We start from the raw sequence: 17,687 nt of genomic DNA on the forward strand, positions 1-17,687 counted from the left end.
TATATTATATGCTAAATAATCTTGAATTAAAAATCTATAGACACCTGAATTCACTTTTCAATTTCCTGTATAGTATTTACTAACAAAACGAAGCACTTAGTCCAATATGGATAAGTGCTTCGTTTTTCACTACCATTCATTTTCATTTTTTAAAACTTGTTCATATAATTGGTTGCTAATTCTATAATTGTTTTCAATAAGCATATCGATAAATGGTTTGATGGTTTCAATTTTCCGTTCAAATTTTGCCAAACTAAGAACACCGATGGTTCCAATTGGTGTTAAGAAAAATTTTTTGCCACATCCCTTGTAGCCCTTTCATCTATCAGTACGAAATCAGAGTTTAATTCTTTTCCACCTATTATGGTTTCCAATTCTTCATAATGTAGCTTTGCATACATTCTATGAACCAGTTCTTTATCCATCACCGAATAGACAATTACTTTTTGATCTTCTATAGCGTTAAGAATCTCACTTCTACCAAAATCACTTTCGTGAGAACTAGATGTCAGTTCTTTAATAACAGCTTCAGGAACATAAACTTTATCGAATAATTCCCATAACAAATGTAGTTTATTAATCATAGATAAAGCAATTACAGGACTTGTATTTGTAATAATTGTTTTCATTTACTCTGTATTCTCTTTATACTTTTGAATAGCTTTTGCGTCTTCCTCAATATGCTCAGCAGTATAATGCATCCAATCTATCTTTTTATTACGCAAAATATCAATAAAGTTCGCTAATGGCTTCCCGGCTAACTCTGCTGCTCTTTCTAATGTAACAGTTTGATCGACAAACATACCAATCGCAAGTGATAACCGTACTTTTTCATCAATATTTTTACCATTAACACCCTTATCCAATATTTGAATCATTTCTATGGGTAATCTTATATTTCCATTGTTTTCATCTAACATGTTCCATCACCCTTTCAGAGTGTTCTTAACATCATTTTACCATAAAATAAATAAATTAATTTTTAAAGATAAGATTAAACTGATTTACTTAATGAAACAGCAACCATCGACAATTGCTTCTCATCCACAAATCACTCCACATACTCTTTCACCCGCAACACCTGCTGTATTTTAGGCCTCGCTAACTTGCCCCAATTCTTAACAGCATTGTTCGTCACCTCGTATTTCTCTGCAATATCTTGGACAGCTTGATCACGCAAAATAAACTCAACAAACCAGCACCACTGCTTTTGAGAAAGTACCTTCTGAATATCGGTTAACATCTGTGTATCTACATCCAACTCCATTTCTGTCACGAAATCATCCGTTGTGATTTGATTGAGCCATGATTGGAGCTGGTCATTCTCTCGGTTATCTTTTTGAATTTTATTAAGAAAACGACGTGCAATACAGTAATACACATACGTAGAAAACTTGGACTTTGACTCGTCATAGGTCTGATAAGCATGCCAAATCGCAATCAATCCTTCTTGAAAAAAGTCACCCTCCGTATCACGTATTTTATACTTATGAATCAAATGATGAATCATTCGATCATACTCTTGTAAAACGGACTCAATACTTTGCATCCTAAACTCCAATAGGATAAGCGCCTACCATGTATTCCGCGGTAACTTAAGCCTACTGGAGTTTTGATTCAATATCATATAACCATACGTGTCTCGCTTCATTAAGAAAAAGGTAAACTTGATCAGACTTAGCGATTTTCATTAGAAGAAAATAGATTCTCTCTATTCAATTTTTACATATAAAAACAATCAGCAAGAGCTCTATCCCCCTACTGATTGTCTGCTAACGTATTCTCTATTCTTGCGTTTATTTCGACCTTTTTTTCTTGGCATCTAATAATCGAGCCATTCTTTCCTCTCTGCTCTCACTCTTGGCACTCGGCTTTTCAGGCGGTTTCGTTTGTTTTGGTTTTACGATTGGTGCTTTGGTTATCTTAGGTGGCACCTGTTTTGTTGAAGAAGCCGCCTTCTTCGATGAAGCCTGCTTTATTTGACTCAGTTGCTGTGACCTTTTTTCCGTCATTTCTTTTGCTCGACTGCGCTTATCATCTAGTCGCGTATTCACTTTATTTATAAACGCAAAGTTAAATCGGAACCTTCTTACAGCTACATCGAACAAAAATAATAGTAAAGCAAGACTTAGTAAAAGGTAAAATATATCCTGCTGATCATAACGAGGTGGCAAGCCTTCACTAGAAAAGGCACCATCTAAGTTCTCCAAAACGTTCCCGCCACCAGCTGAAGCAATCTCTTCAATCAACTGTTGATTAAGTGGTCTGAAGGTATATTCCTCTGAATAAGGAACAACGACACCTGTTTTAAAGGAACTGACAACCTCTCCATCCTCTTCCTCTGTAATCTGCAGAAAATACACACCTGTTTCATTTGCTTCAAACTTCCCCTGATACTCTCCAGGCGCTTTTGGCTGTAAATCAAACGCTACTTCTTCTCCTGTAGATTCAACTAATTTTGCATCTAAATGAGCAGTATGATTATCTGGTGCTGCTACGTTTAACGTTACTTGATTTCCTTCGATCTCTTCGGTTATTTGATAGGACTCCTTTTGATACTGAGGAAACGTCCAAGTAACGATATCATTCCAAAGTGGTGACCAATTTTCCCACTTTGGCCAACCCCCTGCCCATTCACCAGTCAAATCCGATGTCCAGGCAACTGTTTTTCCTAAACCATATTGCCATCTTGAAAGGATCGGGTCCTCTTTTTCACTCGTCAGAATTTGTTGTGCTCTACCCTTCTGGGTTGTCGCAATATAGGCATTCATTTGTGGGACAGCATTTTCAAAATAGCTTCCCCATTCATACCCATTGACCAATGCTGGATAAAAAGGATCATCTTCTATATAGGTTTGGGTTACTAATGACGTTTCTCTGGATAAAATCGTTGGAATACTGGAGTTATCCAATACTTCATAAAAACGTCCGCCCCCCAACTGTGCCATCTCTTCCAATAACATTCGATCAGCTTCCGTGCCAATCGCCACCGTAGATAAGGTTATCCCTTCATTTAAGGATTCCTCAATCATTTCCCGGTAATTGATAGTTGTAGCAGATTGACCATCTGTTAAAAGAATCACGTGCTTACGCTTTAAATCCAAAGGTTCCATTTGACTATAGGATTGAGATAACGGTGTGAATATATCGGTACCGCCACTTGCGGTTATCGAACGGATTTTAGTTAACACGTCCTCTTTATCATTGATCGGACCAAGTTCAACCACTTCCCACGGTTGCCCGTCAAAAGCAGTGACACCAAGCGTATCCTTCTCTCTTAGAAGTTCTACCGATCGTGCTGCTGCCTCACGAGCTAACGCAATTTTATTACCTGCCATACTGCCTGATTTATCAAGCACAATTGATAAACCTAAGGAGGGTAATTCCTTTTCCCCTTTCAACTCCATATCAACAGGCAAAACCTTTTCGATAGGGGTTTTGAAGTAGCCACCCACCCCGAATGATTGGTCGCCGCCGGTCATGATGAAGCCAACTCCAAAATCATGGACCGCACGCTCGATCAACTCCATTTGCTGACCCGTAACCCTATGGGCAGCTACATTACTAAGAATGATAGAGTCGTATTTTAAATAATTACTCAATTGCCCAGGTAGTAATTCTGGTTGAATCGTTTCTACTTGAATAGCAGAGGCATCTAGCGAACTTTCCAGGTTAGCTGCATTGTCGTTTTTCCCTTCGACAATCAGAACATTTGGTACACCTTGCGTTTCAGCAAATCCCGCTAACTGATTATTTTCAATTACCTGATCGGCTTCACTGACAATTTCTGCGCGAAAGGTATGAAATCCATCGGTTGTTATTAGATGATTAAATGCCAGCTGGTTACTCCCTTCCTGAAGCTCCACATTCTCGTCGACAATGTTTTCTCCATTCATCATGATTCGAACCTGACTTGTCGTATCCAAACTGCTGTCAACCGTCATCGAAAGCGTCGCCTGTTCCCCTAAATAAATATTTTCCGGGACATCAAAAGCAGAAATCGCCACATCCTCCTTATAAGCAGGTGAAAAAGGAAGCACATCGACAATATAGTCCTGTCCGCGCAAATAACTAGCTTGTCTTATCGCATCGCCAATATTCTCATTACCATCTGTCATTAACACGACTCGGCCACGGACATCTTCTGAAAATTGACTTCCTGCCAATTGCAGGCCAGAGGCTAAATTGGTATAGGACGGATTGACCGTTGTTTGAAAAGAATCAATCGTATTTACCTTGTCAGATAAAGGGGTTTCAATTACCGCTTCTTTACCAACAGAAACTATAGCTGTCTTATCCTCTGGTGCTTTATCCTGAATCGCTTTATTAACTTGTTCCAATACGGTATCTCCTTCAGCCATACTATAGGAGCTGTCTACCACAAATGATGTTGCTATTTTTTGAATCGGCCATAAAATCTGTACACCAGCCAAAGCTATAATCATAAACGTAAAAATCAAGGCACGCAAAATAACGAGAATAACTTTCCTTCCACCGGCAAGCGATGTATGGGACCGCCCATATAAGTATAAAACAAAGATCATGGAAATCAGTCCCAAGAGCCATAAGGGATTATCGACTTGTAATGCCACGTCGATACACCTCCCATTCGACAAACAGTATCAATAATGCAATGGCAGCAAATACTCGCCATATTTCTCGCTTCGATAGTTTTGAACCCATTGCTTCTTCCCCTTCGACACCGATAGAAAAGGAGTCCGCTGTTTCGTTGGTTCTTTCTTCAGGATCCAATTGCACAACAAAGTGCCGCTGAACAGATCCTGCATTGGTTATTTCATGAAGCTGATAGATTCCTGGTTTACCAGGCATAGTTACCTCTCGCTCACCAAGCTCCAATTGCTTTATCACTTCACCATTTAGCGCTTCAAACGACGCTTCATTTGCCATAGTAGAAAAATGAATTTTAGCTGTCTCTAGTGGTGCATAATATCCTAATGAGCTGCTTTCTGCTAATCCTGCAATACTATTAGCTAGCAAAATTGGAAAATCCGGTTGCAATGGCCAATCCGAATCTTGAAAATCAAACGCATAGAAAATAATCGGATCATTTTGATAGATTCCTTGTGCCAAAATGGTCTGCTCACCGCTTTGTACAAGTGGCTGTAACCCATGCCAATCCTCAACAGGATAAGCTTGTTCCAAGTAAATGTTTTGCACATTGGTAAAGGCTAACAAGTCGGACTCTTCCGCTTGCTGTAAACCGTATTCTAATTTTCCTTTTTCGTTCACACCAAAAGGTCCGTCAGTAGCTGGTGCCATAATCAATTTAGAACCGCTAGGCCATTGATCTGCTTGCACACCTGCTAACAGATAGATGTTCTCTGATTGATGTTCTGGAAAAGCGTATTCGCCATTTTCATTTTTGGTTACCGATGTAATCTCATGCCCTGCGGATAATAGCGCCTGTTCGATAAACGGATTCACCTCACCTGCTATATAAACAGATGGGGCTTGCTGTTGAGGTAAGAGGGCATGCATCTCATTATCAAGCAGATATCCATCACCTTCTATTTCGACTTGATAATAATCATAAACAGGTAACTGATCAATTCGAACCGTCTGTTCTTCATTTGCCGAAATAGATTCGGTTACTTGTGTTAACACCTGATCCTCAAAACGAATGGTTAACGCTACATCAGTATCCTCTGAAGATTGATTGGCTACAGTCACAATCGCGGCAACCTGATCCTCTGTTTGCTTCACGCCGAACGATTGCAAGGATATATTATCAGAAACGCCCGTACGATTGTGGACAACCACAGGCTGTGATAGATTCTGATCAGTCAAATGTTCTTTAGTCAGATGATCCGTAAAAATATGTACTTCTCCTGTCCCTTGTTGAAGGAAAGATGTTGCTAGTTGAATGGCATCCTCGAGATTTTGATGTTGATAAGAAACCTCCAAATTCCTGATTTGCTCACGAACCCTATTGTGATCTGTTTGGTTTGTCGCAAGGATAGCGGGCGTTTTCCCGGCTTGGATTACACTTACCTGCTGCCCACTTCCTAGCGAATCTACTAAATCCTCTGCCTGTTCTTTCGCTTCCGCTAGCCTCGTTGTTCCATCTTGTTCCATCATCATAGTGGCAGATGTATCCATGACAATCACCAAATGATCCCCACTTACCGACTCATTTTCGAGATACGGACGTGTGAGCGCCAATATAAGAAAAAGTAAAATAAGAAGTTGTAATAAAAGCAATAAATTCTTCTGTAATTTGCGCCACCAGTGATCGGATTCCCACTCTTGAAAGGTTCGCTCCCAAAGGTAAATCGATGAAATGTTTTGTTGATCAAATTGCTTCTTGAAAAAGTAAAATAAAAGCAGAATCGGAATTGCTGTTAAAAACCAAAAAGAAATTGGTGCCAAAAATCCCATCCCATCACCTCCTGAGCCATCCTTTTTGCATCAATGATGAAAAAATCGTTTCTTCTACACTTTGGGAGGTCGGACAACTAATGAACTCCATCCCTCGTTTCTGACAGAACGACTTGATTTGATTTGTATGATTTTGAAATAATTGCTTGTATTGATGAAGCACCTTTTGTGACATCGACACTTCTCTTTCTCTCGTTGTTTCAATATCGATTAATTGTAAATCCCCTATGTAGTCAGGGTTGATTTCTTCTGGCAATACAACTTGTAAAAGTAAGACTTGTTGATGCCGCGCCTGCATTTGTTTCAGTGCTGAAAACAAATCATCCGGATCATCTAAAAAATCGCTAATCAAAATAGTCAGTGCCCCTTTTCTCCCCGAACGAGACGCTTGCAGCAATTGTTGACCAAATCGTTGTTCATCAGTTGCAACTGCTGTCTGATCGATACAATCCATGACATGATTAATCATTGCCTTCCCTTTCGTATCAGGATACGAGTTGGACGGAGAAGCAATCGCTGTAAACTTTAAACGGTCCGAATTGGCCAAAGCCAAAAAAGTACATGCTGCTGCAAGTTGTTTGGCTCTTAGCCATTTTTCCTTAGCGATCCCCATTGATTTCGTACAATCTAAATAAATGGAAACAGGAAGCTCTTGTTCATCCAAAAATCGTTTAATATAAAACTTGCTTGTTCTAGCATATGTATTCCAATCAATTTGCCTTAAGTCATCGCCAGGACTGTACAACCGATAATCAGAAAATTCCAAAGAGGAGCCAAGTCGTTGTGACCGACGTTCTCCCTTATGTCCGCCCCGCACCATTCTTTTTGAAGTCAATTTAAAGTTGGAAAGTCGTTTCGTTACTACCGGTGACAGGAGCTCACTCATCTGATCACAACCTTTCTTTTGCTATCAATCGCTTTCCACAGCTTCAAGCAATTCGGTAATTAATGCATCTTTATCAACCTGACTTGCTTCCCCTTCAAAATTCAAAAAGAGACGATGTCTTAAGACCGAATGTGCTACCTTTTTAATATCATTAATCGACACATTGTAACGCCCGTCAAATAATGCCCGAACCTTGGCAATGCTAATTAAACTTTGCATCCCCCTTGGACCTGAACCGTAATCAACATATTCTCTTACTTTCTCTGTTGCACGCTCATCTGCAGGATGTGTCGCCATCGTTAGATTAACCGCATAATCCAACACATTATCTGCTATCAATAATTGCTTCGCTAACGTTTGGACATGAACCACATACGCATCATTGACGATTTGTTCTAATTGAGGAAGACGTGCACCCGTCGTTCGATTGGCTATTTCCTTTAATTCATCACGAGTTGGATACGATACATTGATTTTCATCACAAAGCGATCCATCTGCGCTTCTGGTAAAGGATACGTTCCCTCAAGCTCGATCGGGTTTTGCGTAGCAAGCACAAAAAATGGTCTGGGTAATTGATGCATTTCGCCCATCACTGTCACCGTATGCTCTCCCATTGCTTCAAGCAATGCACTTTGAGTCTTAGGAGTGGCACGGTTGATTTCATCTGCTAACACAATATTTGAAAAAAGCGGACCCGGGTGGAAGACAAAGGACTGTCCGCCATTCTCGTTCGGCTGAATCATATTGGTTCCGGTAATATCAGAAGGCATTAAATCCGGGGTGAACTGCACCCGGGAAAATGTCATGTCCATCACTTCCGATATTTTTCGAACGAGCATCGTTTTCCCGAGTCCCGGCAGTCCTTCCAATAAGACATGCCCTTGGGCAAATATTCCCCATAAAAGCTGATCCACCACATCCTCTTGTCCGACGATGAAACGACTAATTTCATTTTTTACTAATGCTATCTTTTCCTTTACTTCGATCAATTCGTTTTCCTTCATTTCTTCCATGTTTAGCTCTCCTCCGCTGGCTTAATGTCAGAAAAATAGTTCTTAATGATTTCCTGTAAATGGTCTGGGTAATCGTTTCTTTCCAAGGCTTGTCGATAGGTATTTTCATAGTGCCCATACACTTCCTCATAGGAACGCACTTCACCAGGCAAAACAGGTGCATTAGGAGCCACTTGTTTTTCGCTTAATCCAGAACCTAACTCCCCTTGATCTACTTCCTGATTTTCCTGACCATCCAGCTCTTGTGGAACGGATAACTCCTGACTACCAGCTCCTAAACCAGCACCATTCCCAGTACCTGATCCGCTTCCCGAACCTGCACCTGCTCCAGAGCCTGAACCTGAGCCATTGCCAGATCCCGATCCGTTGCCATTGCCAGAGCCATTTCCATTACCATTACTTGATCCACTTCCATTTTGAGAAGACGAACCAGACCCCTGTTGTTGACCATTCTGACCGGATTGCCCACTTGTCCCAGTACTGCCATTTGATGGAGAACCTCCATTTGAAAAAGCAAGCGGACCATTAGTAGGGAGACCGGCAGAAGACATTTGTTGATTGAAATTACTTGCCAGCTCTTGCACGTCTTGTTGGGCATCAGCAAGCATCGCATCATCATCAGAACCCTCCACTAAATCCTTCAAATCGTTTTCTAAGCTAGCCATCAACTCTTCTAGCTCTTCCTTCGATAACGTTTCTTCCGTTAGATGATCACTGTCTGTTCCAAGCGCATTTGCGACTGATTGCAGTTTTTCTTGTAATGCCTGTAATTCTTCTTCACTTAATTGCTCTAACTGATTGCGCATTTCCGCCATCTCTTGCTCAATTTGATCTGAATTACGATTATTAGCAGCTTGTGCGAGTGAATCCAACCCTTGCTGCTTCATTTGTTCTGTTAACTCATTTACTTGATTTTGATTCGTTTCAGCCTGTTCCTTTAGTTCATTCAGCTGTGCTTCAGCCTCTAATAACTTTTTATTCATTTCATCTGCTTGTTCCGCGTTTTTCACTTCTTCCACAAGCTTAGCAAGCTCCTTCTCTGCTTCCTCGCCAACCTCTTTATGTTCTTCTGTAAGTTGTTCCACTTTTTCCTTATTTTCCTCGACGATTTCGATTTCTTTTTCCCTGTGTTGAGCCGATTCCATCACATCATTAGGAAATGCTACTCCCAGGTACGACAGCACCAACAGACCACACGTAAGAGCGAATGGCTTCCATCTCCACCAGTCAACTTTCTCCTTTTTAATAAAAGGTAAGACTTGCCTGATTTTGCTTAAGGTGTCTTTACGTTGAAGAGCGGCAATGGCAGAAGTCTCCTCCATGAAATGATACGTGGTCATCACTCGATCCTCTAAGCCTTGTTGATCCAATTTCTTAATCGCATCCACATTGGTCGGCCGCTTCCAAACGAGATAGCAACATAAAAGGACAAACGCAACTACGATCGTAATCACGATTTTGTTTTCTAAAAAAGGAATGACCAAAAAGCGACTAGACAGAATCCATAGCAAAGCAAGACTTGCACAAGTAATCAATACAAGATAGAGCCAAGCAGTCAATGCCTGCTTCCATAGTTTTCTTTTTACTTCTTTTAGCAATCGAAAAAAATGGTCCTGCTGATCCATAGATTATCCCTTCTTCGCCTTTTTTGACTTCGCCTTCATACTAGGCCTTAGCTTTTTAATTGCAATCATTAAAGAGAGTAGTGTCATGATGATATAGGCTGGTGTGTAGCCGACCCATAATGGTACATGAATACCTAATTGATCAAATTCATACATAAACATATTCGATTGCAACGTAGAAAACATTGAAACAGCCGGATTAAAGATGAGTAAGAAATAAGGTAGCATGTTATTCGATTGTCCAGCTGTCCCTTGTGAAAACCCTAAAATGAATTGAAGGGAAATAACAAAAAGTATGATCGTACCTACCAGCAAAAATAACATGATCCCATACGTCGTAATCGTCGCAACAATCGTTTTCTTTAATACGGTTGAAAACATAATCCCGATACTTCCAATCGTAAGCATCGTCAACAATAAGAAACCGAACATGATCAATACCGTTTGAGGTGAAACACCACCATATAGAAAAACAATACTGTACAACGGTAAAGATGCCACAAGCATAAGCATTAAAAATAATATCGAGGAAAACAATTTACTTAAGATAATCGATGTTGATGATTGTTGTGTCGTCAACAGAATATTAAGTGTCTGCTTTTCCCTTTCACCACTAATCGCACCTGCTGTTAAACCGGGAGTAATAAAGACGATCAAGCCAAGCTGACCCATCGACAGCAGCATAAATAAATTCCTGCTGTCTTCAGAAGTAAAGCCATCTTGTGAAAACTGTGTTTCAATATAGATAAATGCTAAACAAACCGCTCCACAAATAGCGAGAAACAATAAAATACTAATGAAACTTTTAAATGAGCGAAACCTTAATTTAATTTCTTTGTTCAATACTGGGTTAATCATTAACGACTGTAATCGACTCACTTACTCACCTCCCTTGGTAATTTCCATAAAGATATCTTCTAAATTCGTTTGTTTTTGTGAAAGGGTAACGACCGGTATGCCATGTTCAATTGCTTGTTTCAGTAATGTCACTTGGTCATCCTCTGTTCCCTGATACGATAACTGTAAAAGTTGTGGATTTTCTTCATCATAATTAACTCCAACCACAAATGGATCCTCTTCAAAAAAGGTTACTGCCTGCTCTGCATCCCCTTTAACGGTTACTAGCAGGACTTTTTGTGCTTGTAACTGGTTTTCAATTTGACTAACATTGCCATAAGCAATCAATTGACCATGCTCAATCACACCCAGCTCATCACATAATTCCGATAACTCTGGAAGAATATGTGATGAAATAATGATCGTTTTATCCATCTTTTTTAACTCTTTTAATATTCCTCTCATCTCTACTCTGGCACGTGGATCAAGACCTGAGGCAGGTTCATCCAAAATTAAAACTTCTGGATCATGGATTAAGGCCCTTGCTAAACAAAGCCGCTGCTTCATCCCTCTAGATAACAGGTCCACATAGCTATCTATTTTTTCCGTTAAGTTAACGAGCTCCAACAGTTGTGGAATGATCGCCTTTCTCTCAGCACTTGGAATACCATAGCTCGAACCATAAAAATCTAAATATTCATGTACTTTAAATTGATCATATACGCCAAAGAAGTCTGGTACATAACCAATCGATTTACGTACTTGTTTCGCGTCTTTTGCCACCTCATAACCATTAATATAGGCTGTACCTTCACTAGGACTTAAGAGTGTCGCCAAAATCGAAAAAGTGGTCGATTTACCAGCACCATTTGGACCAACAAAGCCAAAAACCGTACCTTTGTCGATACTTAAATTCAGATTATCCAGTGCGGTAAATGAACCATAGCGTTTGGTTAAATTCTGGATTTCAATCATGGATTGATCACTCCTTCCAGTTCAATGATAGGCACTTCAATTGTTCCCTCTGAAGCCGCACTCACTTGTACTACCAATTGATTATTATTTAGATACTTTTCATCCGCATTTTCACTGAACGTAGTAGTGGATGTATCAATAGTTTCAAAAGAATCATTTTGAGTATTTTTTAAAGAAAATGTTACTCCATTACGATTATTCTGCAAACGAATTGCTAATTCATCTATACGAAATGATCGTTCGCTTAACGTTGTTGGTATTTCATAGGTAAAAAGATAAGAGCCGGCACTTGCTTCAATAAAACGCTCACCATAATCCATCCCATTATGATAAATTTGGCCACTTTCAACCGTCGCAGTAGGCATTTGTAATTCCGTTGACAAAGTACTTGTTTGATCATCCGGCAAATGAATAGAGATTGGTTGCATTACTAAATGATGATTGGTTTGATTTGTTTCATCACCATTTACCGTTAATGGAACGAAAGATTGATCGGAAAAGCCAATTAACCTTGGCGTGTTGACATTACGATCCATTTCATTGCGAATGGCCGTCGATAATAGTTCCGACTTTACTTGTTCCTCACTCTGTTGACCGAATTGACCTGGCTGACCAAACATGCTATAGGCCACCTGTTCAGTTGGTTGTTGGAAATAGTCTTTATTATTGGCGGCAAAACTTATTTCTTTGGACTCTCCAACCGCCATTTCACCAATTTCCTGGTACTTATTCCCACTTATTAAATAAACGTCCTGCAAATCATGGACAAAATTATTAGTAACTTTGCCAGAAATGGTATCATTTACGTACGATAGCTCCGACTCAATTTTACCAAAGTCCTTTCCGGATTGTTCGAATGCTACACTACGAGGTGACCAAAATTCGACTTGTTGGAAATGGACATTCGATGCATCCTCTTCCGTTTCCAAAACTGGCAGATCAAGATAGGATGGCTGTGGGCCATATATATCCGTATGAGGGATCGGGTTAAAAGCAGAATCCATCGCTATCGTGTAGGCGCCTGACCCTTTCGATAACATTGATATCACGCCTGTTCCACTCCCTTTTCCTTGTTCATCCAAGGAAATCACAGACATGACATTTGTTTTGATGGCACCACCGCGGTCCTTTGCCCCGACCGTATATAATCCGATACTTGACACTAAAGCAAACACAGGAATAATAACCCATGCCCATTCTCTCCGGTCCATCCGTTTAAGAACAATATAAAGGATCGGTATAACGATTAATAAATACGCGACAAATAAAAGCACCAGTGTTGACACTTTCAAGTTTGCCAATGCCGGGAACATTCGGGTGAAATCAGATAACCGATCCACCGTCCGCATCCCATAATCATTGATGTAAGGGTTTTGGTTATTCGGATGCGTTGCAAATGATTGCCATAACGAATTGTTTCCTTGCCAGTCCGCCAGTGCAGACATCCCTAAATCAAACGTAAACTGGATCACTGCCCCTTTACCAAATGTATTCTCTATAATTAATGGAATCTCTTTTTCATTATGTAAAACTGTCGCTTCTTCATCGAGTTCTCCCTTAAATAGCTCTATTTGCCCTGACTCAATAGATTCTTTTGAGAAATGATCCAACCCGTTAATCTGTTGAACTTCTTCTTCACCATTGATGGTTAGAGGTAATAGTTCTGCAAGTGATCCAAACTGTTGACTTAGACCTGGTTCACTACCTGTCACTAGTTTACCACCGAGCTGTATCCATTCGTTAATCGCCTGTTGCTTTTGCTCAGGTAATGCCGCAATCGAATAGTCATTCACCACCAGCAAATCAATCACATCTAACCCTTGCGCTTCTGCTGGTAAGAGACTTTCATCTAAGTTGATCACTTCGGGTTCATTGCCAAAAAATGAGGTTAACTTCAAATAATTTAAACTATCTGGACGATCGGACAGAACTCCAATTACTAGTTTGTCCATTTGAATATATACAGGAAATAAATCGTCGATATTAGAATCAAGTCTGACCTCTTTCCCGTCTTGCCAATCCCCATCATACAAGTGAAATAACTTTTTCTTTTGATTAGAATTTGGTTGGTAATTTCTCATTTCCTGCATATCTTGTACAGAAAATGAAATCGTTTTGGTCGTCCCAGCAGCAATATCAATAGGTATCACCTTATTAACCACTGGAAGGGAAATAACTAAATCCCCATTAAAATCTTCCTTATTATTTGTAATAGTTAATGTTACAGGATATCCCTGTCCCTCTTTTGCTTTTCCATCTAAGCCTGCATCCACTTGTATATCCAATCGATCCTTTTCATCTGCATACACGGGATTGTCAAGACTAAAAAATAAACAAATGATAAATACCAATAAAATTCCGAAACTTACTATTTTTCTCTTCATTTTCCTCCCCCTCTCTTAGTATATGACGTTTAAAATAGGTAGTTGGTTTCTTTTTTGGTAAATAAAGTGAGATTTTTGATAATGGAGTATATTTAACCTAGGTTTAGAGCTCGCTTTAATATGCTATAATCAGATTATATTTAGTTATTTTTTGAAAACAAGGTGATGTTTGGAAAATTCAGAGAGGCGGAATGATGTGTATGGAAATGCTGATGAATAAAAATCGAAATGCTCCTTTTTGGTTTGTTTGTATTATATATTTTACCGAACTTTATTATTATTTATCTGGTATGATTGATACGTTTCTTTTTGTATTTTTATTGCTTGCAAACTTTATCGTTTTGTTGTTTTTTAATTCAAAAATATGGAAACTATCAGTATTAGAGCGTCCTTTTCTTATATCTTTAAGTTTAGCTTTATTTATTTTTGGATTTGATTTTCCTGTCCCTTTTCTAAATCCCTATCCGTATATAATAACCACTTATAATGAACCCGAACAAATAATAGAAGACACAGAGATTTATTCCTTGGGAGTTTCATATATAAATATTACCTATGTAAATGATAAACAGGAATTAATCCAGATTGTGGAAGCAGACCCTAAAAAGTACGAAGTTAGAAAAATTTCTAATAAAAATAAATATATAAATAAAAATACTAGAATTTTCAAAATGCTAGGAATACCTATCCAAAGTGAGTTTAATAAAATGTCAAAGGCTGTAACAGAATACTTAGACACCACTCCTCCTTCAATTAAGGAATATTTTAAAAGAGAAAAAATGTACGGTAATAGCTCAGGCCTATCCTTGATTCTCTCAGCCATGATCTCTCAAGGAGAAATTGAAAACAATATCCCTATTGCCGTAACTGGAGCAATCGATAAAGATGGAGAGGTTTATCCAATTGGTTCCCTCAAGGAAAAAATGCTGATATCTGTTGATGCCGGATTCGAGCTTATGATGCTACCAACTGAAAATTTACAAGAAGCAAAGGAAATCCAAAAAGCTTATAATCTACCACTGGAAGTGATAAATGTAGATAATGTTGCTGAAGCAAAAGAACTAATAAAGGAATTAAATAGTAAGTCGTGAAACGTTTTTACTTTTTCCACCGACTATTTGACAGAGGGAATTAATTCTTTACCCCAACATATATTTTAGAGCCGAAAAAACACCTGTTACCTAATAGGCAAGCAAGTGCTTTTAGTTAAGTCAGCAACAAAATTTTAGACATTACTGAATTGGTCCCATAAATTCAGTAATAATAAGAATATGTTCCTTCAATTTTACTTTCTTTAAATTCTCAACTTTTTCTGAACCACCTAAACTTAGTAAAGGAGTGTACCCGAAACATTCGTCATATTCCGGTGTACCGTATTTACTACTAGCTTCAGGATAAGGTTCCCACATTAATTCTTCATTCATAAATTCATCATCATTTAAATCATCAAGAAAGAAATCAAATCCTGATGCAACAACATGAACTTGTCCTTTCCTAAAGTTTAATAAATTTACATATTTATTTTTCTCCCAAACTATAATATCACCCATTGCAGTGGTAAAAATAGGGATTGCCTGTTCGTACCTTATATAACATCTTTCCAAAATATCTAAATACTCTTCTGGATTTATAACTTTTAAAAAGCCGTTTAATACTGTTCCAAAACCATACTTATCCCATACTTCTATCAGTTCAGCAGGAAGTTTTTCTTTATATCTTGACGTAATACTTTCGTCAACTGTTTCATATTTATTAAAGTTCTCAAAGGTATCCAATTAATATCCTCCCTTTTGTTATTGGTTCAACTTTACATTTAAGTAAGTATTTTTAAGTTCTTCGGGTGACATATTCTCTGCCATTTTCCTAATTTGCTCATCAACAATATCAATTCTATATTTCCATTGAGATCCTAATGAGGAATTAACTCTTTTATCCCCAAAACCACCAATAACGCTTGCTCTGCCTCCGGCTATTTGATCTGGATTGTGAAGGGCAGCTTGAGTGTCCATCCAATTTGAAGCTTGCTTAGTAGCATCGGCTCTTGAAAATCCTTGCTTTCGTAATTCAGTAATTTTATCTTTAAGTGCTTCTTGTCTAGCCATTTTTTGGGCAGCATTTCCTTCAATTGCTCTACCTTCAGCAATATATCTTTCTCTATTTCTCAAATATTCGTCAACCGTTAATTCATTCATCCCTTTCTCTTGGTCTTTCAATTGTCTTGCAAACTCTTCGGAGTCATGTTTAACATTTCTTTTAAAATTAACTTCAATTTTTTTTATTCTAGGCACATCATCTAAATGCTTTGCATTACCCGTACTCTTACTCCCTTTCCCTAACCCTTCCAAACTCTCCGTGCCCCCACCACTTCGCTTCATAAACACCGGATAATTAATCCCCGTTATCGGCTCACTCACCACACGCACTTCAGGAATTAGATTCTTCATCCTTGTCATCGCATTATTGATGGTCCATGTCTTTGGTAGTTTTGGTAAGGTACCTGGCGGGTTTTCGGTTGGGAAAATATGGCGGATGTTTTGGTTTGCCTGCATTCGGTCTACAGTGACGCTCGCTCCACCAATTCCAAGCATAAATAAGCTTTGTGTTAAGCTCTGGTTCCGTTTTTCTTCACTCAATTCATTGCCGAACATATCTTTTCCGGTGATATATTCGCTGAAGCCGTTATAGCTGGCCAGTCCATATATGCCATACTCAGTTTGTTTTAGTATATCAAATGCCTTGGTATTTTGGTAGACATCCAGTGCATGATCGGTCACTTTTGCACCCTTTGATAATGTGTGGATCGTTTTACCACCTTTTATCGCTCTTCCTGCCCAACCGACGACAGGAATGAAGCCCGCAGCTGCCAAGCTTCCAGCGGTAATGCGTTCAGCGGTGGTTAATTTTTCACCGGTAACCGGGTCAATACCTGTTGATGCACGTTTGGCATCATAGTCCCCCGTTAATTCCCCTGTAAAGGTACAGACCGTATCCCATGTTTTTTCATACCATGGCCGATTCTCCATCTCCTCTATTTCCCTCTGGAGCTCGCGGTGTTCCTCTAATTCCTTTTGATAGTTTAAGTAGTCAGCCGTCATTTCTTTCGCCTGATTACGTGCCTCGTGGATTTCGCTTTGCTGATAGATAATTTCATTAAAATAAACAGGTGACACCTCGCCACCTTGGGAGGATGCTCGGAACATTTCTTGCATTAAACCGACGATGACTTGTTCATGGATGGAAGATTGCTGGTAATGTTCCAACAAGAGTTGATCCAATTCTTTTACTCTATTTCTAGTTTTCTTCCGTTTATTCTCAGCGTCTTCCATTCGTTCTTCAAAGTCATGAATGGAAAATACCTTTAACGAGACGAGGTCATTCACACGTGAAAAAATCGATTGCAAATCCTCTCGCTGGTGATCGACTATATCAAAGGCTCTTGCCACACCTTGAGCGAGATCTCTTTCCAGAAAAGGAACATCTACCAAAGTTTTGCTGGTTGTAGAATTTTTGATTCATCTGTATAGACTTTATTCTTTTTATTTATTTGATTAAGTGCAGTTTACCCCG

At 39.1% G+C, this 17,687-nt stretch carries 13 protein-coding genes and 1 pseudogene; 1 reads left to right on the plus strand and 13 read right to left on the minus strand.

Annotated elements, in window-relative coordinates; genetic code table 11:
• Positions 1 to 129: 129 nt before the first annotated feature.
• The 11 genes and pseudogenes from BUC25_RS02430 to BUC25_RS02480 form a co-directional block, all read right to left on the minus strand.
• Positions 130 to 629: pseudogene (locus tag BUC25_RS02430) on the minus strand (PIN domain-containing protein).
• Positions 630 to 920, minus strand: coding sequence for a UPF0175 family protein (locus tag BUC25_RS02435; protein WP_073199310.1), 291 nt, complete (start codon positions 918 to 920; stop codon positions 630 to 632).
• Between the two features lie 131 nt (positions 921 to 1,051).
• A complete protein-coding gene (locus BUC25_RS02440; protein ID WP_073199312.1) occupies positions 1,052 to 1,549 on the minus strand; it encodes a sigma-70 family RNA polymerase sigma factor in 498 nt (165 codons plus the stop codon).
• Positions 1,550 to 1,796: 247 nt separating this feature from the next.
• Entirely contained in the window at positions 1,797 to 4,592 is a 2,796-nt protein-coding gene (locus BUC25_RS02445) for a VWA domain-containing protein (protein WP_073199314.1), read from the minus strand.
• Positions 4,573 to 6,399: a vWA domain-containing protein gene (locus tag BUC25_RS02450; RefSeq protein WP_073199316.1), complete on the minus strand. Its 1,827-nt coding sequence runs from the start codon at positions 6,397 to 6,399 to the stop codon at positions 4,573 to 4,575. Before BUC25_RS02450 ends, BUC25_RS02445 begins: the two co-directional genes overlap by 20 nt.
• 4 nt (positions 6,400 to 6,403) lie before the next feature.
• Positions 6,404 to 7,285: a DUF58 domain-containing protein gene (locus BUC25_RS02455; RefSeq protein ID WP_073199318.1), complete on the minus strand. Its 882-nt coding sequence runs from the start codon at positions 7,283 to 7,285 to the stop codon at positions 6,404 to 6,406.
• A gap of 24 nt (positions 7,286 to 7,309) precedes the next feature.
• On the minus strand, positions 7,310 to 8,299 hold the full coding sequence (locus BUC25_RS02460; protein WP_073199320.1) for an AAA family ATPase: 990 nt from the start codon (positions 8,297 to 8,299) through the stop codon (positions 7,310 to 7,312).
• 2 nt (positions 8,300 to 8,301) lie between these two features.
• On the minus strand, positions 8,302 to 9,924 hold the full coding sequence (locus BUC25_RS02465) for an AAA family ATPase (protein WP_073199322.1): 1,623 nt from the start codon (positions 9,922 to 9,924) through the stop codon (positions 8,302 to 8,304).
• Between the two features lie 3 nt (positions 9,925 to 9,927).
• Positions 9,928 to 10,803, minus strand: a complete 876-nt coding sequence (locus BUC25_RS02470) for an ABC transporter permease (protein ID WP_244535108.1) — start codon at positions 10,801 to 10,803, stop codon at positions 9,928 to 9,930.
• Complete coding sequence (locus BUC25_RS02475) at positions 10,804 to 11,736, minus strand: ABC transporter ATP-binding protein (protein WP_073199324.1); 933 nt, start codon at positions 11,734 to 11,736, stop codon at positions 10,804 to 10,806.
• Entirely contained in the window at positions 11,733 to 14,120 is a 2,388-nt protein-coding gene (locus BUC25_RS02480; protein WP_073199326.1) for a hypothetical protein, read from the minus strand. Before BUC25_RS02480 ends, BUC25_RS02475 begins: the two co-directional genes overlap by 4 nt.
• A 200-nt stretch (positions 14,121 to 14,320) precedes the next feature.
• Between BUC25_RS02480 and BUC25_RS02485 the strand changes: the two genes are divergently transcribed.
• Positions 14,321 to 15,211, plus strand: a complete 891-nt coding sequence (locus tag BUC25_RS02485) for a S16 family serine protease (protein WP_073199328.1) — start codon at positions 14,321 to 14,323, stop codon at positions 15,209 to 15,211.
• A 141-nt stretch (positions 15,212 to 15,352) separates the two neighbouring features.
• Here the strand turns inward: BUC25_RS02485 and BUC25_RS02490 are convergent, their stop codons facing one another.
• Positions 15,353 to 15,895: a T6SS immunity protein Tdi1 domain-containing protein gene (locus tag BUC25_RS02490; RefSeq protein WP_073199329.1), complete on the minus strand. Its 543-nt coding sequence runs from the start codon at positions 15,893 to 15,895 to the stop codon at positions 15,353 to 15,355.
• Between the two features lie 18 nt (positions 15,896 to 15,913).
• The gene (locus BUC25_RS02495) at positions 15,914 to 17,632 is read right to left on the minus strand and encodes a polymorphic toxin type 15 domain-containing protein (RefSeq protein ID WP_342039386.1); all 1,719 of its coding nucleotides are present in this window, start codon (positions 17,630 to 17,632) and stop codon (positions 15,914 to 15,916) included.
• Positions 17,633 to 17,687 lie beyond the last annotated feature (55 nt).

Origin of the sequence: Gracilibacillus kekensis (assembly GCF_900143085.1) — a bacterium.
In the GTDB taxonomy this organism is placed as follows: domain Bacteria; phylum Bacillota; class Bacilli; order Bacillales; family Amphibacillaceae; genus Gracilibacillus; species Gracilibacillus kekensis.